General features: G+C 60.8%; 18 protein-coding genes. 8 read left to right on the forward strand and 10 right to left on the reverse strand.

The genetic code is table 11. The features are described from left to right. Nucleotides 1-2: 2 nt before the first annotated feature. Nucleotides 3-1490, forward strand: coding sequence for a M81 family metallopeptidase (locus tag LDZ28_RS29370; protein ID WP_244831269.1), 1488 nt, complete (start codon nt 3-5; stop codon nt 1488-1490). 3 nt (nt 1491-1493) lie between these two features. Here the strand turns inward: LDZ28_RS29370 and LDZ28_RS29375 are convergent, their stop codons facing one another. The 3 genes from LDZ28_RS29375 to LDZ28_RS29385 form a co-directional block, all read right to left on the reverse strand. Continuing rightward, complete coding sequence (locus LDZ28_RS29375; protein WP_244831270.1) at nt 1494-2297, reverse strand: hypothetical protein; 804 nt, start codon at nt 2295-2297, stop codon at nt 1494-1496. A gap of 115 nt (nt 2298-2412) precedes the next feature. Continuing rightward, nucleotides 2413-3732 carry an MFS transporter gene (locus LDZ28_RS29380; RefSeq protein WP_244831271.1) on the reverse strand — a complete coding sequence of 440 codons (1320 nt, stop codon included), beginning with the start codon at nt 3730-3732 and terminating at the stop codon, nt 2413-2415. Between the two features lie 155 nt (nt 3733-3887). Further along, entirely contained in the window at nt 3888-4973 is a 1086-nt protein-coding gene (locus LDZ28_RS29385; protein WP_244831272.1) for a tartrate dehydrogenase, read from the reverse strand. 108 nt (nt 4974-5081) lie between these two features. Here LDZ28_RS29385 and LDZ28_RS29390 point away from each other — a divergent pair, with 108 nt between their 5' ends. The 5 genes from LDZ28_RS29390 (at nt 5082) to LDZ28_RS29410 (ending at nt 10436) form a co-directional block, all read left to right on the forward strand. Then, nucleotides 5082-6002, forward strand: coding sequence for a LysR family transcriptional regulator (locus LDZ28_RS29390; RefSeq protein ID WP_244831273.1), 921 nt, complete (start codon nt 5082-5084; stop codon nt 6000-6002). A gap of 197 nt (nt 6003-6199) precedes the next feature. Then, nucleotides 6200-7408 carry an efflux RND transporter periplasmic adaptor subunit gene (locus tag LDZ28_RS29395; RefSeq protein ID WP_244831274.1) on the forward strand — a complete coding sequence of 403 codons (1209 nt, stop codon included), beginning with the start codon at nt 6200-6202 and terminating at the stop codon, nt 7406-7408. Nucleotide 7409: 1 nt separating this feature from the next. Further along, nucleotides 7410-8102, forward strand: coding sequence for an ABC transporter ATP-binding protein (locus tag LDZ28_RS29400; protein ID WP_244831275.1), 693 nt, complete (start codon nt 7410-7412; stop codon nt 8100-8102). A 3-nt stretch (nt 8103-8105) separates the two neighbouring features. Further along, entirely contained in the window at nt 8106-9260 is a 1155-nt protein-coding gene (locus tag LDZ28_RS29405; protein ID WP_244831276.1) for an ABC transporter permease, read from the forward strand. A 9-nt stretch (nt 9261-9269) separates the two neighbouring features. Next, the gene (locus tag LDZ28_RS29410) at nt 9270-10436 is read left to right on the forward strand and encodes an ABC transporter permease (protein ID WP_244831277.1); all 1167 of its coding nucleotides are present in this window, start codon (nt 9270-9272) and stop codon (nt 10434-10436) included. 12 nt (nt 10437-10448) lie between these two features. Here LDZ28_RS29410 and LDZ28_RS29415 read toward each other — a convergent pair whose 3' ends face one another. From LDZ28_RS29415 to LDZ28_RS29435, 5 genes are all read right to left on the reverse strand, one after another. Then, on the reverse strand, nt 10449-12938 hold the full coding sequence (locus LDZ28_RS29415) for a glycoside hydrolase family 2 protein (RefSeq protein WP_370652277.1): 2490 nt from the start codon (nt 12936-12938) through the stop codon (nt 10449-10451). Between the two features lie 84 nt (nt 12939-13022). Next, complete coding sequence (locus LDZ28_RS29420; RefSeq protein ID WP_244831279.1) at nt 13023-14036, reverse strand: DUF1839 family protein; 1014 nt, start codon at nt 14034-14036, stop codon at nt 13023-13025. Then, the gene (locus tag LDZ28_RS29425) at nt 14033-15100 is read right to left on the reverse strand and encodes an amino acid--[acyl-carrier-protein] ligase (protein WP_370652278.1); all 1068 of its coding nucleotides are present in this window, start codon (nt 15098-15100) and stop codon (nt 14033-14035) included. The genes LDZ28_RS29420 and LDZ28_RS29425 overlap by 4 nt, the downstream gene beginning before the upstream one ends. 5 nt (nt 15101-15105) lie before the next feature. Then, nucleotides 15106-16371, reverse strand: a complete 1266-nt coding sequence (locus LDZ28_RS29430; protein WP_244831280.1) for an acyl-CoA dehydrogenase family protein — start codon at nt 16369-16371, stop codon at nt 15106-15108. Further along, entirely contained in the window at nt 16368-16619 is a 252-nt protein-coding gene (locus LDZ28_RS29435) for an acyl carrier protein (protein WP_244831941.1), read from the reverse strand. Before LDZ28_RS29435 ends, LDZ28_RS29430 begins: the two co-directional genes overlap by 4 nt. Before the next feature lie 405 nt (nt 16620-17024). Here LDZ28_RS29435 and LDZ28_RS29440 point away from each other — a divergent pair, with 405 nt between their 5' ends. Then, nucleotides 17025-17741, forward strand: coding sequence for a YdcF family protein (locus LDZ28_RS29440; RefSeq protein WP_244831281.1), 717 nt, complete (start codon nt 17025-17027; stop codon nt 17739-17741). 4 nt (nt 17742-17745) lie between these two features. Here LDZ28_RS29440 and LDZ28_RS29445 read toward each other — a convergent pair whose 3' ends face one another. Then, on the reverse strand, nt 17746-20436 hold the full coding sequence (locus LDZ28_RS29445; protein WP_244831282.1) for an excinuclease ABC subunit UvrA: 2691 nt from the start codon (nt 20434-20436) through the stop codon (nt 17746-17748). Nucleotides 20437-20574: 138 nt separating this feature from the next. Here LDZ28_RS29445 and LDZ28_RS29450 point away from each other — a divergent pair, with 138 nt between their 5' ends. Further along, a complete protein-coding gene (locus LDZ28_RS29450) occupies nt 20575-20820 on the forward strand; it encodes a hypothetical protein (protein WP_244831283.1) in 246 nt (81 codons plus the stop codon). 49 nt (nt 20821-20869) lie between these two features. Here the strand turns inward: LDZ28_RS29450 and LDZ28_RS29455 are convergent, their stop codons facing one another. After that, nucleotides 20870-21274: a hypothetical protein gene (locus LDZ28_RS29455; protein WP_244831284.1), complete on the reverse strand. Its 405-nt coding sequence runs from the start codon at nt 21272-21274 to the stop codon at nt 20870-20872. Nucleotides 21275-21516 lie beyond the last annotated feature (242 nt).

A 21516-nucleotide genomic window follows, 5' to 3' on the forward strand; every position in this document is an offset into this window, starting at 1 on the left:
GCATGAAAATTCTGATCGCCCGGATGAATCATGAGACCAATACTTTCTCGCCTGTGGCGACATCGCTCGAAGCATTCGGTCGCGACGGCCCTTGCTATAACGAAGCCGCATATCAGGAAAACGCGGGTATGCGCACCGCGATGTCTGCTTTCATCGACGCCGCTGAAAGCGTAAAGGCGGAGATCGTCACGCCTATCTCCGCATCGGCGAATCCTAGCGGCCCGGTCGCCGCAGCAGCCTACGACGCGATATGCGCATCTATCGTCCAAGCCGCGCAAGGATGCGACGCAGTGATGCTCGACCTGCACGGCGCCATGGTTGCGGAAAATTCGCCGGACGGCGAAGGCGATTTGCTCGAACGTGTACGCAAGGCATTGCCGCACGCGCCCATTGCAGTCTCGCTCGATCTGCACGCGAACGTCACGCAGAAGATCATCGACAATGCAAATGTGATCGTGAGTTTCAAGACCTATCCGCACGTGGATATGTATGAAAGCGGCGAGCACGCGGCCCGCCTGCTTTTCAATCTCATCGATGAAAAGGTGACCCCTGTCATCGCGTGGGCCCAACCGCCGCTCCTCACGCATACGTTGAGAAGCGCGACGGCAAGCGGTGCGATGAAGCGCGCCATCGAAGCGGCACGCGCAGCGGAGGGAGAGGAAGGAGTGCTCGCAGTCTCGGTGCTGTCGGGCTTTTCTCTCGCGGATATCGCGTCGCCTTGCATTAGCGTAGTCGTGGTTGCAAATGGCGACATCGACAAAGCGCAAAAAGTCGCGAACCAGATCGCGCAGCAGATCTGGAATGAACGCGAGGCCTTCGTTTATCGCAGCGCACCGCTTGCAGCATCTATCGCGGAAGGCGTGAAGCTGGCGCAAGAAGCCGACAAGCCCGTCTTGCTGCTCGATCACGGCGACAACTGCATGTCGGGCGGCACGTGCGACACCACCGACGCATTCGAAGAAGCCCTTGTACAAGGGCTCGATGGCATCGTCGTCGGCCCGCTATGCGACCCGCAAGCAGTGGCAACGTTATTCGATGCTGGCATCGGCGCGACGGTCACAGTCGGCATAGGCAACAAGCTCCCGAGCGTCGCATCGCGCGGCAAGCCTCCGCTCGAGGTGACAGGCGTGGTGCGTGCCCTGACAAGTGGCGAGTACATCATCAGCGGTCCGACTTATACCGGCCAGCGCGCTTATATGGGCCGCGCCGCCGTCATCGAGACACCGGCCGCGCGGATTCTTGTCACCGAACGCACGCATGAGCCTTGGGATCTCGGTGTATTCGAGAGCGTCGGTATCGATCCACGCGGCGCGCGCTTTCTTATCCTCAAGTCGCGCATGTATTGCCGGCCGGTGTTCGTGCCGATTGCCGGTGGTCTGGTGGAGTGCGACAGCCGGGGCGTCACGAGCTCGGACTATGAGCTCTTCTCGTTCAGCAATCTCAAGCGGCCGGTTTATCCATTGGATTCGAACGCGACGTTCGACGCTTGAGCGTCATTTCACGAGATTGAGCCGCTTGGTGACGATGGTTCCCGTCTTGCGATCGATGAGCCAGACGGCGTCGACGCGACCATGCAGCGTGGATGTCCTACGCGTGATGTCGGTCGGCTCTTCATCCGTGGGGTCGTTATGTTCGACGCGGTCGATGAGATATGGCGGCTCTAGCGTGCAGATCAGCAGAATCGCAAAGTCGCCGTCGCCGTGCGTCTTATCGAAATCGGCCAGGATTGCACCGCCGCGCACGTTCGTTCTTGCGCGGCCTTCAACGCCAAGCTGTATCACGTCGAAAGTCTGGACGAAGCCTTTAGCCTTGGCCTCGGGCGCCACGACCAGTTTGCGACCGCTCTGGCCCTTCACCGTCTCCTTGAGCAGGATGGCGTCCGGTTGCGTGGGCGCGGCAAGGGAGACGTTCACACTAAGCAGCTTCTTTTTCGTCTGGTATCGGACGCCGTAAGACGCTGGAATAACGAATGCAAAAGTGGGATCGGCTTGCGCATTTGCCTGTGCTTGCGCCGCTGTCTGCGTCGCGGATGCGGATGCGGATGCGGATTGCGTGGACTTGCGCAAGCGTTGCAGCGGACGGTCCAGAAAGCCGCGCAGGCGGCTAGTAATGGAAGGCGGCTGGCTGGGCGACGGCTTGCCGCTAAGCGCGTCTCTGACGTGTTGAGGATCGTCGCCGGTGAAGTCGGCAGGGAGCGCGTCCGCCGACAAAATGCCCGCGCCGCTCGCAACGCCTGCATCGGCCGAAGCACTCCACGCGCAAGGTGCATGCAAAATAATGAATACACTTAGCAGCATGCCAGCCGCGCCGATAGCCGTCTTACTCTTTCTCTTCGATAAAAGCACTTCGCTTCCTCTGGCGCACGCGCTGAGTCTGATGAAGCGGCTATCTTAAAATAAAAGCCGCGCAGCTTCACATTCGCGCGGCCGCCGCATGCTCCCGCTCGCTCTTCGCCTTGCGGCTCAACATTAGCGTGATGACCGCCGACATGGCGAGCGTCGCGCCCACGACGTACAGGCCCGCGGCATAGCTACCGGTTGAATTCTTTAGCCAGCCGATGGCGAACGGTCCCACGAAGCCACCCAGGTTGCCGATGGAGTTGATCATCGCAATGCCTGCCGCCGCGCCTGCACCGGAGAGGAACATGCTTGGCATGGCCCAGAGCGGAGCCTTGGCGGCGCTGATGCCCACGTTGACAACGATGAGCGCGAGTACGATAAAGAGCGCCGTCGTCGCCTGACCTGCAAAGAAGAAGCCGACGCAAGCCAGCGCACACGGAATGACCACGTGCCACGTGCGTTCCTGCATGCGGTCCGAATGCCGGGCCCACAAGATCATCGCAATGACGGCGATCACGCTCGGAATGCCGTTGATGAGCCCCGTCTCCAGCGCGCTGAAACCGTACTGACGGATGATGAGCGGCGCCCACAATCCGAGCGTATAAAGACCCGCCGACGTGCCGAAATAAATGAGCGCTAGCGCCAGCACACGCGGATCGCGTAATGCATTCAAAGCGCCTTCCGTATGCCCCGCATTCGCTTGCTTCGCGTCGGCTTCGCTTTTCAGCCTTGCAATGAGCCATTCGCGCTCTTCGCTCGCGAGCCAATGTGCCTGGGCGGGCGTGTCGGTCAGGTACCTGAGGACGACGAAGCCGAGCACGATGGCCGGAATCGCTTCGATGATGTAGAGCAACTGCCAGTCTGCGAGCCCGAAGATCGGCGGCATCTGCATGATCGCGCCAGACAACGGCGAGCCGATGGCGGTCGAGATCGGCGCGGCTGCCATAAACCATGCGGCGGCCACGGCGCGCTGCTTGGCCGGAAACCAGAGGCTGAGATAAAGAATCACGCCGGGGAAGAATCCGGCCTCCGCGACGCCGAGCAGGAAGCGCAGGAGGTAGAAGCTCGTCGGACCTGCCACGAATGCGGATGCAACGGAGACTATGCCCCACGTGACCATCACGCGTGCAATCCAGATGCGCGCGCCGACTTTATGCAAAATTAGATTCGACGGAACTTCGAACAGAAAGTAGCCGATGAAAAACAATCCGCCGCCCAGTCCGAAGGCGGTGGGCGAGAGGCCGATGGCCTTGTTCATCGTCATGGCGGCAAAACCGACGTTGACGCGGTCGAGAAAGCTGATGAAGTAAAGCAGCATGACGAACGGAATGATGCGTAATGCCAGCTTGCGATTGACGCGGGCTTCCACGCCGGACTCGGATGGGGTATGCATGTGTCTCCTCCTTGGGAGGCGAGCGGTGCTCTTCTAAGGAACGGTGCGGAAAGACTCAGGCGTTAGGCGCGAGCGTCCTGTTGCCGCGATGTGCGTTGCATCGCGGTCAAGCGCCCCGGCACGCGGCCGGGGTCCATCGCATACAAAATGCGGATTCAGGCGGCTGCGGCTTCCACGCGTTCGACAAACGCGCACACGGCAGCCGTCACTTGCGCTGTCGTCGCCTTGCCGCCGAGATCGCCGGTATGCAGCGATTCATCGGCTGTCACGGCTTCGACGGCATCCATCACACGCTTGGCGGCTTCCGTTTCGCCCAGGTGTTCGAGCAACATGACGAGCGACCAGAACGTGCCGATCGGGTTGGCAAGCCCCTTGCCCATGATGTCGAAAGCGGAACCGTGGATCGGCTCGAACATCGACGGATAACGGCGTTCCGGGTCGATGTTGCCGGTCGGCGCAATGCCGAGGCTGCCCGCGAGCGCGGCGGCCAGGTCGCTCAGGATGTCGGCATGCAGATTGGTCGCGACGATCGTATCGAGCGTGGCGGGACGGTTGACCATGCGCGCGGTGGCGGCATCGACCAGTTCCTTGTCCCACTTCACGTCCGGGAATTCTTTTGAAATCTGCAGCGCGATTTCGTCCCACATCACCATGGCATGGCGCTGCGCATTGCTCTTGGTGATGACCGTAAGCAGTTTGCGCGGACGCGACTGCGCGAGTTTGAATGCAAAACGCATAATGCGTTCGACACCGGCACGCGTGAGGATGGAGACGTCGGTTGCCGCCTCGATCGGATGACCCTGATGCACGCGGCCACCCACACCCGCATATTCGCCCTCGGAGTTCTCGCGCACGATCACCCAATTGAGGTCCTCGGGCTTGCAACGCTTGAGCGGCCCGTCAATGCCGGGAAGAATGCGCGTCGGGCGCACGTTGGCGTATTGATCGAAGCCCTGGCAGATCTTCAGGCGCAGGCCCCACAGCGTGATGTGATCGGGCACGCCGGGGTCGCCTGCCGAACCGAAGAGAATTGCGTCCTTGTCGCGGATGGCATCGAGGCCATCGGCGGGCATCATCGAACCGTGCTGACGGTAATAGTCCGCGCCCCAGTCGAAACTCTCGAATTCGAATGCAAAATTACGCGACGTCTTGGCAAGCGCTTCGAGCACTTGCTGGCCAGCGGGGATGACTTCCTTGCCGATGCCGTCGCCGGGGATGGTTGCGATGCGATAAGTTTTCATGTCTCCGTTCCTCGATGTGGGTGTGTGAGCTCACTCTACCCAACTTAAGGATAAGAAACCGGTGCTAAACTCAAAGCATCTTTAACTTTGATTCACAAGTGAGGGCGCATGGCCGAGACCGTTCAGCCGGCCGATCTGAGCTTTTTCTCGACGCTCGCGACATCGGGCAGCCTGAGCGCAGCGGCGCGGGAACTGGGCCTCACGGCAGCGGCAGTAAGCAAGCGCCTGACACAAATGGAGGCGCGGGCAGGCGTGCCACTCGTCAATCGCACGACGCGCCGCATGATGCTCACGCCCGAGGGCGAGCTTTATCTGGAGCGCGCGCGGCGCATTCTCGACGAAATCGACGAACTTGCGGAGCTGCTTGGCAGCGCGAAGAAGAGTCCAAAGGGCCTGCTTCGCGTGAATGCGACGCTCGGCTTCGGGCGCAGTCATGTGGCGCCCGCCATTTCTCGATTCGTTGCGCGGCACCGCCAAGTGTCGGTGCAATTGCAGTTGTCGGTCGCGCCGCCGCCGCTCACCGACGACACGTTCGATGTTTGCATTCGCTTTGGCGAGCCACCGGATACGCGTGTGGTCGCGCGGCGTCTCGCGTCGAATCGTCGGCTGCTATGCGCGGCGCCGGGCTATGTCGCCACGCACGGTTTGCCTGCGACGCCGCACGATCTCACGCGGCATAACTGCATCGGCATCCGGCAGGGCGACGAAGCGTACGGCGTTTGGCGGCTGACGAGCGGGCGGGGTGCTGCGCAGAAGACGGAGGCGGTGCGCATCAAGGGCAATCTCACGACCAACGATGGCGAAATCGCCGTCAAATGGGCGCTCGAAGGACACGGCATTCTGATGCGAGCTGAATGGGACATTGCAGACTATCTGGCGGATGGCCGGCTCGTCGCCGTATTGCCCGATTACGAGACGCCCAATGCGGACATCTACGCCGTGTACTCCGGACGGCATCAGATGTCCGCGCGCATAAGGGCTTTCGTCGATTTCATTGCGCTCGATCTCAAGCATGCGCGCGGCACTTGAACTTCCGACTATGCGTTAAAGGCATGGCATTTTGTAGTCGGCATACCGCATGCAAAATTCCATCGACCCAGTAAAGGCAATGAAAGCGGGCGGCCTGCGGGCGCTATACTGGTTGCCTGTCCATTGCATGACGACCCACGACCGGATAGCCGTCCTCAAGCGGCTCCAAGGTCACCCGCGGCGCGACTCCAGACAAATTGGCCGAACACGATTTAGACAAACTCAAGATCGACCGCAGTCCCGCTGCCGTCGTCCCGCGACGCAGGCGTCCGTGGCTTCGCCATGTGCTCGTCGCTGCGATCATTCTCGTACTCGTGGGCCTCGGCTTGCGCTTTGCCGGGCTGCAAACGGTGGAGACCGCTACGGTCACGTCGGTTTATCCATCGCAAAGCTATACGCTTCTCAACGCGACCGGCTACGTCGTGCCGCAACGCAAGGCGGCGGTCGCATCGAAGGGACAGGGCCGCGTGGAATGGCTTGGTGTACTCGAGGGTACGCCTGTAAAGGAAGGCCAGGTGATTGCGCGGCTCGAACGCGATGATGTGTCCGCTTCGCTTGCACAAGCCGAGGCGCAAGTTAAAGTCGCTCAAGCCAACCTCGAGTTGCAACGCGCCGAGTTGAGGGACGCAGAGATCAGTCTCAAGCGCTCCGATATCCTCGCTCCCCAAGGCGCGATTCCCGCGTCTCAGCACGACAGCGACCGCGCCCGCTTCGACAAGGCCAAGGCAGCCGTGAATAGCGACGCAGCCACGATCGTGTCGGCGCAAGCCAATGCGCTCGCGGCGCGCGTAGCCGTCGACCAGACCATCATTCGTGCGCCTTTCGATGGCGTCGTGCTCGAAAAGCATGCGAACGTGGGCGATAACATCACGCCGTTCTCGTCGGCATCGGACAGCAAGGGTGCGGTCGTGACGATTGCGGACATGAAGACGCTCGAAGTCGAGGCGGATGTCGCGGAGTCGAACATCGGCAAGATCATGGTCGATCAACCATGCGAAATGCAGCTCGACGCGCTGCCCGATGTTCGCTTCTCGGGACGTGTATCGCGCATCGTGCCAACGGTCGACCGTTCGAAGGCCACGGTCCTCGTGAAAGTGCGCTTCGTCGAACACGATCCACGCGTGCTGCCCGACATGAGCGCGAAGGTCGCGTTCCTTTCGAAGCCCGTACCGCCTGAACAGAAGAAGGCGCTGGTGGCCGTTCAGCCCGCAGCAGTGGTCACGCGCGATGGCAAGCAGGTCGTGTTCATCGTCGAGAACGACAAGGCGCTTCAGAGGCCCGTGACAACGGGTGAACATATCGGCGACCTGCTCGCGGTGCAAGGCGTCAAGCCAGGCGATACGCTGGTACTCGCGCCAAACGACAAGATCAAAGACGGCACCAGCGTTACGCTGGCGAAGAAGTAACGTGAGCACCGCACCTCTGGTCCAGATCAGTCACGTCGTAAAGTCATACCGGCGCGGCGTGCAGACGGTGCCCGTGCTGACCGACATCTCGTTGTCCATCGCCGAAGGGGACTTCGTCGCGTTGATGGGACCGTCCGGCTCGGGCAAGAGCACGTTGCTCAATCTGATCGCGGGCATCGACCGGCCGGACAGCGGCGAGCTTCTTGTCGGCGGGCTCGATATCACGCGTTTGCCGGAGTCCGCGCTTGCCGACTGGCGCGCGGCTCATGTCGGCTTCATCTTCCAGTTCTATAACCTGATGCCGGTGCTCACCGCATTCGAGAACGTCGAATTGCCGTTGATGCTCACGCGCCTATCGCGCGCCGAACGGCGTGAACGTGTCGCGATGGTGCTGGACATGGTCAACATGAGCGAGCGCACGACTCACTATCCGTCGGAGCTATCCGGCGGCCAGCAGCAGCGCGTGGCGATTGCACGCGCCTTGATTACCGACCCGAAGCTGATCGTCGCCGATGAACCCACGGGCGATCTCGACCGCACTTCTGCGGCCGAAGTCCTAACGATGCTGCAACGCCTGAATGAACGCGTTGGCAAGACCATCATCATGGTCACGCACGACGCGCATGCCGCCAATGCCGCGAAGGCGCTGGTGCATCTTGAGAAGGGCGAGTTGATCGACGGCGCGGTGCGCTGAATCATGTTCGTCTTTAAGCTCATTCTGCGCAATGCCACGCGTCACAAGCTCCGCACGGCGCTGACCGTGCTGGGCCTCACGATTGCGGTGCTTGCATACGGCCTGCTGCATACGGTCGTGGATGCGTGGTACGCGGGCGCGGCTGCGGCATCCAACGCGCGCCTGGTCACTCGCAATGCCATCTCGTTGGTGTTTCCTCTGCCTCTTGCATACGAGAATCGCATTCGCGGCGTGGATGGCGTGACGCTGGTTGCACGCTCGAACTGGTTCGGCGGCATCTATCGCGACCCCAAGAATTTTTTCGCGCAATTCGCGGTATCGGACAACTATCTGGATCTCTATCCCGAGTACATCGTCACGCCGCAAGCGCGCTCCGATTACCAGCGCGATCGCAAGGGCGTGCTCATCGGGCGACAGCTTGCGACGCAATACGGCTTCAAAGTGGGCGACGTCATTCCTCTCAAGGGGACGATCTATCCAGGAACGTGGGACTTCGTGGTGCGCGGCATCATGGAAGGGCGCGACGAATCGACCATCACGCGGCAACTCATCTTTCACTGGGAATATCTCAACGAGACGATTCGCAAGACCACCAAGCGTCAAGTGGATCAGGTCGGCGTGTATGTCGTGGGCATCGGAAATCCGGATCAGGCGGCCACCGTATCGCGCAATGTCGACAACGTCTTCAAGAACTCGCTTGCGGAGACGCTTACCGAAACCGAGCAAGCGTTTCAGCTGGGCTTCGTCGCGATGTCTAATCAGATCATTGCGGCCATACGTGTCGTCTCTTACGTGGTGATTCTCATCATCATGGCCGTGATGGCCAATGCAATGGCCATGAGCGCACGCGAACGCACCGTCGAATACGCCACGCTCAAGGCGCTTGGATTCGGACCCACGTTTCTTAGCGTGCTCGTCTTCGGCGAGTCGCTGGCGATTTGCACGATGGGCGGTGCAATCGGCATACTCGCGACACCGCCGGTCGCCGATTTCTTCAAGAATGCGACAGGCGGCGTGTTTCCGGTCTTTCGCGTCTCGCACGAAACGATGATGCTGCAAGCTGCCTGCGCGTTCGTCATCGCGCTGGCGGCGGCGATCGTACCGGCGGTGCAGGCGAGCCGCGTGCGGATCGTCGAAGGCTTGCGAGCGATCGGATAAGGCGAGCATATGGCCATTCCCGTTTCATACATCGCGCGCAATCTATGGGCTCGCCGTCTCACGACGATGTTGACCGCAGGCGGTCTCGCGCTCGTCGTCTTCGTGTTCTCGACCGTGCTCATGCTCGATGCGGGACTCAAGAAAACGCTCGTGTCCACGGGCGAACGCGATAACGTCGTGGTCATTCGCAAAGGCGCGGAAACGGAGATTCAAAGCTCGATCGACCGCAGTCAGGCGAACGTGATGGAGATGCATCCGTCTGTCGCGATGAATGGCGAGGGTGAGCCCTTCGCATCCAAAGAGACCGTGGTGCTCATCTCGCTCTATAAGCTCGGTTCGAATACGCCAGCGAATGTCGTGATACGCGGCGTATCGCCGACTGGCGTCGAACTGCGGCCGCAAGTGAGGCTTACGGCGGGGCGCATGTTCAGTCACGGGTCTTCGGAGATCATCGTCGGCAGCAGTATCGCCAAGGGCTTTGCGGGCACGCGCATTGGCGATCATTTGCGCTTCGCTCAGCGCGACTGGACCGTGGTGGGCCACTTCGATGCAGGCGGCAGCGGCTTCGATTCGGAGATATGGGGCGATGTCGATCAACTCATGCAGTCGTTTCGCCGCACGAGTTATTCGTCGATGGTCGTGAGGCTTGCCCGCAGCGATGCCTTCGACCGCTTTCGCGCGGATATCGACGTCGATCCTCGTCTTGCCGATGAAGCCAAGCGCGAGCAAGTGTTCTACGGCGATCAGTCGAAGGCGCTATCCACGTTCATCAATATTCTCGGCATCACGCTTTCGATAATCTTTTCGATAGCAGCGATGATCGGCGCGATGATCACCATGTATGCCTCGGTCGCGAACCGGGTCGCGGAGATTGGAACGCTTCGCGCGTTAGGTTTCAAGCGCTTCGATGTGTTGATTGCGTTTCTGCTCGAAGCGCTGCTTTTGGGACTCGCCGGTGGACTCGTCGGCCTCGGCTGCGCGGCACTCATGCAGTTCGCTTCGTTTTCGACGACCAATTTTCAGACGTTCGCGGACCTGTCGTTCCGATTCGTGCTCACGCCATCGGTCGTTATTCAAACGGTTTTATTCTCGATGATCATGGGGTTCGTCGGTGGCTTTCTGCCTGCCGTACGTGCTGCGAGGCTGAGCATCGTAGATGCGTTGCGAGCCCGATAATCGCGAGACTGCTCAACCGCGATACACCGCACCTTTCGATCCATTGACCGCGAACACATCGCCTTCGGGCGCCGCGCGAACTTGTGCGCTTCGCGCGACGAGCGGCACGCGACGCGGCACGCCGGGCGCAAGATGGAACCAGTCGATGCTCGCGTAATAGTCCGGATCGACCACGTGCACCCATCGTGCAAGCTGTGTCGTTGCAATGTCGAGGAACCAGCCTTTGTCATCCTGACCGATGGTCGCGTTCAATCCGACATCACGTCGCTCGCCAATGGAAGGATCGGGAAAATGGAAAGCTTCTGACAATACCGCGCCGGTATCCTGATCGCGCAGAAGCACATGCGTGACATCGTGCGCGCGAGGACCGAAGCGATATGCATAGGCGATGTCGAAGAACGCGCCCAGCAGCGAAGCCGATTTGATACGCTGCACGCTGCGCGGAGATAGCACGACATTGCTCGCACCGCCTGCGACCTTCACCGCGCCATCGCGCAAGCACGACAGTTCGACGCGTGCGCGTATCTTGCGAGCCGTCTCGTTGACGAGATGCACATCGAGGCCGTCGAGGCCTTCATCGGTAATCAGCGCCTGAATAGGCTGAAGCACGCGCGCAAGCCCATGCAGCGCGCTTTTGGGCTTGTGACGCGCATCGATCACACCCCAGCCCGCGCCCGGACGCAGATCCAGCAGATTCCATACGATGCCGCCCGCGCAGGTCGAACCTTCGCGACGCCATTCGGAAAACACAGCGCCGATCACATCGGCGACGACGGCGCGAGACAGTTCGAGATAGCGCTCGGGGTCTTCATAACGCAGACGCGCCACGTCGACGCGATACAGTTCGCGCAGATAGTGCTCGCGCACATCGTCGAAGTCCCATGCGGAACCGGGATCGCGCGGCACGCTTGTCTTCCAGCGTGGCTCATGCGCGCGCGCCGCATTCGGTACAGAGCGCAGCGTGACATCGTCGGGGACATTCGCGAACGCAAGGCATTCGGAAGCGAAACGTACTTGCGCACGACGCGCGTCGTCGAACGGGCGCTGATATGCGCCGACGCCGTAGTAATGCGTGATGCCGCCGCGCGTGCCGAAGGGCATCGAGACGCTGTCGCCGGGCGCGGCGCTCGGTGAGTTCACGACATACGCCACATCGGCGCGATGCTTGGCGATGACTTCCGGAAGCAGTTGCGTGAAAAGGCCTTGTTGATAGGCATCGAATGGCAGACCCAGCATGGCCGCTTGCTGATGCACTTCGCTGCCGCCGCATAGCACTGCAAGCGATGCAAAACGCCGCGTGCGCGCAAGAAACTGTTCTGCTTCGAGTTGCACGCTCCGGTTGAATGCCTCGTCCGAGGGATAGTCGAAGTTGGCAAACGCAAAGTCTTGCCAGATCAGAATGCCGAATTCGTCCGCGAGTTCGTAAAAGGTATCGGATTCATAAAGCGTGATGCCGCTCACGCGAATGATGTTGAGCCCCGCATCGCGGCACAGGGTGAAGATGGCCGCGAGCTTGTCGCGCGATGCGTCGAGCGCGACGATATCGGCGGAAGTCCAGCATGCGCCGCGCGCGAACACCGGCACGCCGTTGACGATGATCTGAAAGCCCGTCTTGTCCGCACCGCGATCCACTTCGATATTTCGAAAACCAATCTGACCAAGCGCGATACGACCAAGCGTTTCGCTCGTCAAGGTCACGGCATAGAGCGATGGCGCGCCATGCGTATGCGGCCACCAGAGCCGCGCTTGCGGCACGCGCACTTGTCCCGTGAGCGTATGCGCGTCACGCCATTGCAGCGGCGCCGTGGCCTCGCCATCGCCACATTCGACATGCATTTCCTCCGGCTCTTGCGGATGATAGAAATGTACAGTGACGTCGAGCAGACCATCGGCACGATCGATTGAAGGCGCAAGCTCGATACGCTCGATGCCATTGCGCGCTTCGCCGATCAGTTCCACTGCGCGCCACGGACCCACTGGCTGAATCGGCGGGCACCATCCGGGCATGTGTCCAAGCAAGGTCGTGCGTACGTTGCGCAGCGTCGCTGGCTGCGCGAGCTTCGGACGCCAGCGCGCACGGCCGCGTTTTGCGGCAAGTGCAGGCTGAATGGAACGAAAGCACAGATAAAGCGTCGCGTCGCCTTGCAGATTCAGATCGACATCGTGCGCGACGAACATAGAATCGGAGTCGAGCAGCTTGTCGTTATCGAGCCACACTTCGGCAATCGTCGCGAGGCCATTGAAGCGCACGCGCCGCTTGCCTTCACCCTGCAAGCGCACGCGATACCAGTGATCCGACATCGCATAGGGCTGCGCGAGCGCATCTTCACCAACGCCGTTTGCACGGTGCGCCGATGCAATCGTGCCGGGCACGGGCGCATCGATCCAATGCGCGCTTTCATCGAGCGATGCAGGCGTCGCACAAGCGCCCGCAGCCGTGCTCGTGCACGTCCACCCTTCGGAGAGGCGTTGCGGCAGGCAAGCGTTGGACATATCGGACATGGAATGCATGTTCCTTCCTTCTATGGGCGAAGATGAACATGATGAACGAAGCACGGGCCACGCGAGCAGCGTGGCCCCGGTGCTTCAAAGAAAACGCGCGGCGAGCGGTTCGATGACCTTCTCGTAAGATGCTTCGAGCGAATCGAGGCAGTCGGTACACGGGTCGAGCCGTGAACGCATGCGCGCCCGCGCAAGGCGGAACTGCATGACCATCGCTTCGTTCGCCATGGATTGCGCGCTCGTCTGGATTGCCTCAGGCACTTCGACGCCGTGCGCATTGAGCCACACCAGATACTTCGACAGCAACTCGAAGTTCGAACCGAGCTGGCGCATCACGTTGAACGTGTAGAGATGGTAGTAAGACACATCCCGTTCGAGCAATGCACGTAGATGCTCGGGAAACTCCGCGCGCCACTGCGAGACGGGGTTCGATGTCGGACGATCGAGCAAGCGCAGCTTGAGCAGATCGACCGAACGTTGCACCAGCGCCTGACCTTCGAGCGGCGCACGCGCGCGCTTGACGAACTCCACGTACGGAAAGAGCGCATGCACGTCGCTTGCAAGGTCTGGCATCAGGCGAAACACGCCGTCATAGTCCTCGCCTGATAACGCGAAATAGCCCGCGTTATGGAAGTACGTGATGCGCTTTGCCGCTGCATCGATGGAGTCGACTGCAATGGTCGTCTTCGAATGCGACTGCTTGTACGCGGTTGCACGCGTGTCGGGCAGATAGAACGCATCCACTTCGGCGACCACTACGTGTCCGCGTTTGGTCTGCTCGCGCACGTGAGCTTCGAGCGTGTCGAAAATCGCGAGCTCCTGGGCCTGCAGGCCGTAGAGCCGCGAGATGTCGTCGAGCGAGAACTTGGGGAACGTGAACTGATCGCCTTCGAACGCCTGCGTCACGGTGAAGCTCAATGCGGCGTGCGGATCGCAGCCGTAGTGGTGCAAGAGCTCGATCCACAGATCGACGTAACAGTTGGTCTCCAGCCAGACGCGCTCGCCGCGATGCAACGCATGGCGGCTCGCTTCGTCTTGAGCGGCAGACTGTTCGTTGGACGCGCCAGTCACGGCGTGCTCGGGCGAGCGTGCGTTCATGCGTCTTTGCCCAGTGTGCCGAGGCCATCGGCGACGAGCGGCGCCGCATTGCCCCACAGCAGTTCACGCACTGCGGCGGGCCACGCGTTCACATCGAGACCGTGATGACGGAAGAGCGCAAGCGTCGTACGTTCCATGCCGAAGCCCACGCATGCGGTATGCGCCACTTCGCCATTGCCCTGACGGATGTTCCACAACTCGCCGAAGTGGTCCATGTGATAGTTGAACGACAAACATGCGGTCGGACGATCGGGCGTTGCAACCGGCACGAGCAGTTCGAATTTGAGTTCTTGCGCACGCTGGCTGTCGGCCACGATCTTGCCGCCGCGTCCGAAGAACGGGTCGTTAGCCAGATCGATTTCGAACGGCAGTTGCAGCAGATTCACGAGCAGCGAGCCACGCTCGATCCACTTCTGACGGAACGCCATTACTTGCTCGGGGCTGCCCACGCGAATGTACTCGCGCATGCGGAACATCTGCATGCGGCCCGGATCGATGGACGGTTCGTGACGGAAGCAATACGAGAACGCATCGAAGATCGCGCCGTCTTCGGCGAGGTTGCCGCGCTTGGCAACGAGCGGATAGATCGGATAACAGGCCGCGGGCGTGAGCACGAGACGCGTCGGCTTTTGCTGATCCATCCAGTCATCGGAACGCTCTTCTTCTTCGCCGATATGCACGATCTTGTCGAGCGCTTCGAGCAGACGATGATGTCCGCGATCATTGCCCTGGAACGAGTGAATCGTGCCGGCAAGGTTCGGGAAGCTCTTCAGGTACTCACTGTCTTCGAAGTCGCGGCGGCGCATGGCCGGCGGAAAGCGCAACGATTCCGCGTGCTGGTCGGCGCCGAGCAACGTGATCGCGTTGTTGAGACGGTCCACCACATCCTCGAACACCGCGCTGCGGCCATAGAGGCCGTCTTCGCCCGTATCGATGAGAATGCCGGCGGCCATCAGCCGGTCGCGCAAGGTCAAATCCGATTTATCGTAGGGCACTTGACTGGTCTCGTTATGTGCTTGTTCTTCGGCCTGCATGAGCGCGGCCTGTTCGTTCGGCATGTTCATAATCGTTATAGGGTCCCGGTTGCGGAACGCTGCGCGAGCAGCAGATTCGCGGTGTTCAGTTCGATGCGGTCATTGCTGATCATGAGCGGCGCCGAGTGCAGATCGCGCAAGTGCCGCCCCACGCTGAAGGGCGTATCGTTCTTGTAACCCGCCATGCCGCAGATCATCAGCGTCTCTTGCACGACGTGCACGGCCGATTGCGAAATGGCGAGCTTCAGCATGTTCAGATCGGAGGCAATGCCGATGGACGCGGTCAACGGTGCGTCGCTGTCGTCGGTCTGCAATGCCTGCCTTGCGAGCCGTTCCGCTTGCGCAGCCTCGACCGAGGCGAGCGATTCGCGCAGACGCGCCTGCATCATGCGCACGAGCGTGACGGCTTGCGAAAGACGCGCGGCCGAAGGCGGCAATGCGCCCGGCTTGCCACGCGCCTGATTACGGAAGAACTGATGCGCGCGATTCACGGCATCCGACGCAATACCGATCCACACCGCGGACCACAAGGTATGCGAAACCGGCAGCATGCTTTCATCGGCGATCTTCGAGAAAGGCGAGGGCAGAATCTGTTCGGCCTTGCCGCTTGCAGTGAGACGATGCCCCTGACTGCACGTGCCGCGCATGCCGAGCGTGTCCCACGTACCGCGCGATTCGAGCGTGCACGTCGAACGAGGCGCGACGATCAGCACCTGATCGGACGGCGGCGCGTCGGGATGACGGCGTGCGGTTACGAGAATGCAATCGGCATACGTGCCATACGAAATCGTCGGCGCGAGCTTTTCGATGTTGAAGGCGTCATCGGCAAGATCGACCGCACATGCGCTCGTGCGCATGTTGCCGCCGATATTTTCTTCCGATGTCGCCGATGCCAACAGCAGTTGCTCGTTCACCATGCGCGTGAGAAACGCGCGCTGCCAGGGCACATTCGCGCCGTGATCGACGATGCAGACGACCTGGCTCTGATGCATGGCGTAGATCATCGCGGCAGATGCGCAGCCTTGCGCGAGCGTTTCGCACAAGCGGGCCACGCCCGTGAGCGAGAGCCCGTCGCCGCCGAAGCTTGCCGGCACCATTGCGGAGAAGAGACGCTCGGTACGCATTGCGGCCACGGCTTCAGCGGGGAAGCGTGCATCCTTGTCGACCGCTGCCGCATGCTTGCCGGCGATGGCCGAGACGCGACGCGCGGCTTCGAGCAACTCGCCTTCGCTGCGCGGCGCGATCACGCCGTCGCCTTTAACGTGTCCTGCTGCTTCGAGTTCTTGCGTGGCGGCGTTCATGCGTCCGCCTGCGAACCTTGCAGCTCCTTGACGGCGGCCGCGAGCGAATCGACGCTCGAGAACAGACGTCGCGTAAGCATTTGATCCGGAATTTCGATGCCGAACTCGTCTTCGATCGCGAGCATGACGTGCACGGTTGCAAGCGAGGAGAGGCCGGCTGCGTACAGGTCGTCGCTGTCGGAGAGAGTGTCGATCGACACGTCGAGGCGTGCGGACTCGGCAAGGATGCGGCGCAATTCAGTTTTCATTTTCTCTGGTTTCCCTTGAACCATGGCCAACGGTGCAAACGGACTGAAGCGGGTATCAAACGAATATTCGATTTTTTGGACCGTGCTCAGTCCCGTTGCTAACGGGCGGTGGTGCACTCGGTGAATCGCTGGTCAAACGACTCAAGAGCACTCGCAACACCGTCGAATCTTGTTTGATCGTATTTAACGAATTACGGGGGGTGATCGTCCGTGCGATGGCGCACGGTGAGGCCCGGAAGACAACGCGTCGCGTGTGCGATATCGACCACGCTTGATGTCACGCAAATCGTTCAGACTGATACTTGTCGCGGCGTTACGACGGTATTCCTACTGCATAACCTCGCCTTGCAAGTTTCATGCGCGTGATGCAAGGTATTTGAAACCTTAAAACGACGGGAAACGTAATTGGATCTACTCTGCCTGCTGCTTGTCTTCGTCGCCTTGTTCATCGTGTGGCGCAAACGCCGCCTCGTGATCTTCCTCGTGGCCGGAACCGTGTTCTGGCTCTTCGGTAGCTGGCTTGCAGGGCCGATGATAAGCCTCGCGCAGATCGGCTATGGGTCGAAGCAGGCGCCCCGGCTCGCGGACCGTACGGCGATCATCGTGCTGGGCGGTGGGACCGAATACGATCGCAACAAACATCTCGTTCCACTGGCCGATTCCATCTATCGCGTCGACCTTGCTGCCGCCCTGTACAAAACCTGTGTCGAAACGGACAAGCAGTGTCAGGTCATCATGAGCGGCGGAAATCCGCAGCATCACGAACAAACCGAAGCGCAACTATACGGCGGTCTGCTCGTGGATCGTGGCGTGAAGCCTGCGGATCTCATCCTCGAAGATCAGAGTCTCGACACTTACGAGAACGCGCGCAATACGTACAAAATCCTACGCTCGCGTCAATACGACACGACCATCCTCATCACGTCCTCACTGCATATGCGTCGCGCGTTGCTCGCATTCGATGCTTTCGACCTACACCCGCAGCCTGCGGTTGCATTCGTGCGCAATCCGAAGTCATGGCTCGTGCCGCATCCGGAAGGATGGATCGATTCCGACAGCGGATTGCACGAGATGCTCGGCACGTTGAAGTTTCACGTGTGGCGCTGGCTAGGCTTGTATTGATTGCTCAGGTCAATGCGTCTTGCAGATAAGGCGCCGTGCGGCTTGCGGCCAGCGTCGCCACACTCGCAGGCACGCCGGCCGCGACTATCTTGCCGCCATGTTCTCCCGCGCCCGGACCGATATCGATGACCCAGTCGCTCTGGGCCGCGACGCGCATGTCGTGTTCGACGACCACGACCGTATTGCCTGCGTCGACGAGTCCTTGAAGTTGCGCCATCAGACGATCGACATCGGCAGGATGTAGTCCGGTTGTGGGCTCGTCGAGGATATAGAGCGTGTCGCCGCGATGCGCGCGCTGCAGTTCGGTTGCCAGCTTGATGCGCTGCGCTTCGCCGCCCGAGAGTTCGGTGGCAGGCTGACCGAGCCGCAGATAACCGAGGCCGATATCGCGCAGCACGGCAAGTGCGCGCATTACATTGGGCTCATCCGCGAAGAAGAGACAGGCGTCATCGACGCTCATCGCCAGCACCTCGGCGATGTTTTTGCCATTCCACGTGACTTCGAGTGTCTCGGCGTTATAACGCGAACCGTGACACGTCGAACATGACGTGTACACGCTCGGCAAAAATAACAGTTCGACGCTCACGAAGCCTTCGCCTTCGCAAGTCGGGCAACGCCCCTGCGCGACGTTGAAGGAAAATCGGCCGGCACTGTAATGGCGTTTGCGCGCGAGCGGCGTATCGGCGTAGTGCTTGCGCACGTGATCGAAAAGTCCCGTGTAAGTCGCAAGATTCGAACGTGGGGTGCGGCCAATCGGCTTCTGATCGACGCGCACGAGGCGCCGTATGGTGTCCATGCCTTCGACGATGGAGCCTTCCGCAGGCGCTTCGACGACCGTGAAGAGCGGATCGGCTTCGTCTTCGTCGGGCTCATCGAGCGCTCTTCCCAGATGCTGCGCCACGAGTTCGGGCAATGCCTGACTGACGAGACTCGACTTGCCCGAGCCCGATATACCCGTCACCGCCGTGAAGCAACCGAGCGGAAACGCAGCGTCGATCTCATGCAGATTGTTTCGCGTGATGCCTGCGAGCTTCAGCCAGCCGCGCGGCGTGCGTGGCGCGCGGTCGGTGTTCGAATGGGACGCGAACAGATGCAGACGCGTTTGTGACGCCTCCACCGATGCGAGACCCGCGGGCGGGCCGCTATAAAGCACATGTCCACCGGCTTCGCCCGCAGCGGGACCGACATCGACGAGCCAGTCTGCGCGACGCATCGTCTCCATGTCATGCTCGATCACGAAGAGCGAATTGCCGGCAGCCTTGAGCCGTTGCAGCGCGTCAAAGAGCGCTTCGTTGTCAGCGGGATGCAAACCGGCGGAGGGTTCATCGAGCACATACACCACGCCGAAGAGTTGCGAGGCCAGTTGCGTGGCTAGCCGCAAGCGCTGCAATTCGCCTGACGACAAGGTGGGCGTCGCGCGATCCAAAGCAAGATAGCCGAGGCCGAGATCGATCAACGTGGCAAGACGTTCTTCGAGATCGGCTGCTATGCGCTCGGCGGCGGCGCGCTTCTCATTGGACAAGTTGGGCGTGCGCCGTACATCGGGCGATGCTTTATGCGCCGATCCACCCGCCGCGACACGCTTCGCAATCGCCGCCTGCCGCACGTCCCTGGCAAGCACGTCTTGCTCGCGTGCTTCTTCATGATCGGGCCATTCGCCGCGCGCAATGGGCGCGAGCATCTGCGCAAGCCGCGTAAGCGGCAGACGCGAGAACTCCGCGATATCCAGTCCCGCGAAGGTCACCGATAACGCTTCCTGCTTCAGTCGCTTGCCGTGACACGACGAACAGTCGCTGCCGACCATATAGCGCGACACGCGCTTCTTCATGAGCGCGCTTTGCGTGTGGGCGAAGGTATGAAGCACATAACGGCGCGCGCCCGTAAAGGTGCCTTGATAACTCGGCTCCGCGCGACGCTTGAGTGCGGCACGTGTCTCGGCGGGTGTGAGGCCCGCGTAGACCGGCACGGTGGGCGTCTCGTCGGTGAAGAGAATCCAGTCCCGGTCTTTCTTCGGCAGATCGCGCCAGGGCGTGTCGACGTCGTAGCCCAGCGTGACGAGTATGTCGCGCAAATTCTGACCGTGCCACGCTGGCGGCCATGCGGCGATGGCGCGTTCGCGGATGGTGAGCGAGTCGTCGGGGACCATCGACTTCTCGGTCACTTCGTAGACGCGGCCAAGACCATGGCAGACGGGGCACGCGCCCTGAACCGTGTTGGGAGAAAAGTCTTCCGCGTAGAGCATGGGCTGCTTCGGCGGATAGCTGCCCGTGCGTGAATACAGCATGCGAACGAGACTGGAAAGCGTGGTCACGCTTCCCACCGACGAACGTGCGTTGGGCGTGCCGCGCTGCTGCTGCAGGGCGACGGCGGGCGGCAATCCTTCGATGGAATCGACTTCCGGTACGCCGACCTGCTCGATCAGACGCCGCGCGTAGGGCGCGACGGATTCAAAATACCGCCGCTGCGCTTCTGCATACAAAGTTCCGAATGCAAGTGACGACTTTCCCGATCCGGACACGCCTGTGAACACGACTAGCGCATCGCGCGGGACGTCTACATCGACATTTTTGAGGTTATGCTCCCGCGCGCCGCGAACGCGCACGAAACCTGCTGAAGAGACAGTCGGCGTTTCGGCGCGAGCTTCCTTATTGCGCCGAGGCGACTTGGCTGGGCTTTTGATTTTGGGCGCATCCATCTTATGGCTTTTGGACTTTTGCAGGCGAATACGTCTGGCGAGCAGGTCTCATGCCAAGCCACTCGCCGAGTGCATTCGGCATTCAAAAGCCTGCACGGTGAATACACACTCGACTGACTCTACGCAAAAAGGAACGACATGAAGACGAATGGATCGGCAGCACTTATCGCCCTCACTGCGGGTTTGATGCTGGGCGCGTCGGGCGCGGCGATGGCGCAAGGTGGCAACGGTAATGGCGGCGCTGGCGGCGGCAACGCGCACGGCGCAGCGACGGCCGCGCCGACGGCAGGCGGTGACAATACTTCGGCTGCCACTGGTACGAGCAAGGGTTTTCACTTCAAGCACAAGAAGAAAGCGAAGCCCGTGACCACACCAGCGCAGTAATCCAGCAGACGTTTATTGCATACAAACGATTGAATGCAATCGCGGCGGGTCAGGCCGTCGCGACTTCCGCGTCGATATCATCAGTGCCCAGGCGCGAAAAGATATCGCATACGGCGCGCATTTCGGCTTCGTCGCGAATGCTGACGAATACTCGGGTAATACCGTATGCAGCGGATTCGTCGTTATCGAAGCCAGGTAGGATGTCGTCGCTGCCGGTCGATGCAATCCCATACCCGCCGTCGGTGGCGGCTAGATCGGCATAGCCTGCAAATTCGGCGATGATCCATTGCGTCGGTGAACTGGCGCTCAGTTCCATGCTGGCGGTGAAATCGGCGAACCCGGACATGTTCGCGACGCGAACTTGGTCGCTCGTGATGCCCTCCGCCTTGAGGTCTTCCAGTGCTTCGTCCAACTTGCGGGAGCCAAAAAAAGCTCCGGTCACTTCACGCATCATTGTTTGTCTCCTTGCTGCCCACGTGGTGCCGCGCTCCACGAAGGCGTTCGCACGAACGCAACTTGGAGGCTCTAAGCACACCGGTTTGCCGCGTAATCGGAGAGTGAGAGGCGCGACGCGGTAAGCCGGTGAACCGCTTCAGGGAGGCTCGCGAGTGCGCGAGGTGATGGCGAATCCAACGGATGCGGACGAGGATTCGCGAGCCTTCGATCGGAAGTCGACCTCTTGAAAGCGAGGCGCGC

Source organism: Caballeronia sp. TF1N1, assembly GCF_022878925.1.
GTDB lineage: Bacteria > Pseudomonadota > Gammaproteobacteria > Burkholderiales > Burkholderiaceae > Caballeronia.

Bases quoted from the DNA above. Each gene is read 5' to 3' on its own strand.
- LDZ28_RS29370 (WP_244831269.1), top strand. From the start codon at position 3: ATGAAAATTCTGATCGCCCGGATGAATCATGAGACCAATACTTTCTCG.
- LDZ28_RS29375 (WP_244831270.1), bottom strand. From the start codon at position 2,297: ATGCTGCTAAGTGTATTCATTATTTTGCATGCACCTTGCGCGTGGAGT.
- LDZ28_RS29380 (WP_244831271.1), bottom strand. From the start codon at position 3,732: ATGCATACCCCATCCGAGTCCGGCGTGGAAGCCCGCGTCAATCGCAAG.
- LDZ28_RS29385 (WP_244831272.1), bottom strand. From the start codon at position 4,973: ATGAAAACTTATCGCATCGCAACCATCCCCGGCGACGGCATCGGCAAG.
- LDZ28_RS29390 (WP_244831273.1), top strand. From the start codon at position 5,082: ATGGCCGAGACCGTTCAGCCGGCCGATCTGAGCTTTTTCTCGACGCTC.
- LDZ28_RS29405 (WP_244831276.1), top strand. From the start codon at position 8,106: ATGTTCGTCTTTAAGCTCATTCTGCGCAATGCCACGCGTCACAAGCTC.
- LDZ28_RS29410 (WP_244831277.1), top strand. From the start codon at position 9,270: ATGGCCATTCCCGTTTCATACATCGCGCGCAATCTATGGGCTCGCCGT.
- LDZ28_RS29415 (WP_370652277.1), bottom strand. From the start codon at position 12,938: ATGTCCGATATGTCCAACGCTTGCCTGCCGCAACGCCTCTCCGAAGGG.
- LDZ28_RS29420 (WP_244831279.1), bottom strand. From the start codon at position 14,036: ATGAACGCACGCTCGCCCGAGCACGCCGTGACTGGCGCGTCCAACGAA.
- LDZ28_RS29425 (WP_370652278.1), bottom strand. From the start codon at position 15,100: ATGAACATGCCGAACGAACAGGCCGCGCTCATGCAGGCCGAAGAACAA.
- LDZ28_RS29430 (WP_244831280.1), bottom strand. From the start codon at position 16,371: ATGAACGCCGCCACGCAAGAACTCGAAGCAGCAGGACACGTTAAAGGC.
- LDZ28_RS29435 (WP_244831941.1), bottom strand. From the start codon at position 16,619: ATGAAAACTGAATTGCGCCGCATCCTTGCCGAGTCCGCACGCCTCGAC.
- LDZ28_RS29445 (WP_244831282.1), bottom strand. From the start codon at position 20,436: ATGGATGCGCCCAAAATCAAAAGCCCAGCCAAGTCGCCTCGGCGCAAT.
- LDZ28_RS29450 (WP_244831283.1), top strand. From the start codon at position 20,575: ATGAAGACGAATGGATCGGCAGCACTTATCGCCCTCACTGCGGGTTTG.
- LDZ28_RS29455 (WP_244831284.1), bottom strand. From the start codon at position 21,274: ATGATGCGTGAAGTGACCGGAGCTTTTTTTGGCTCCCGCAAGTTGGAC.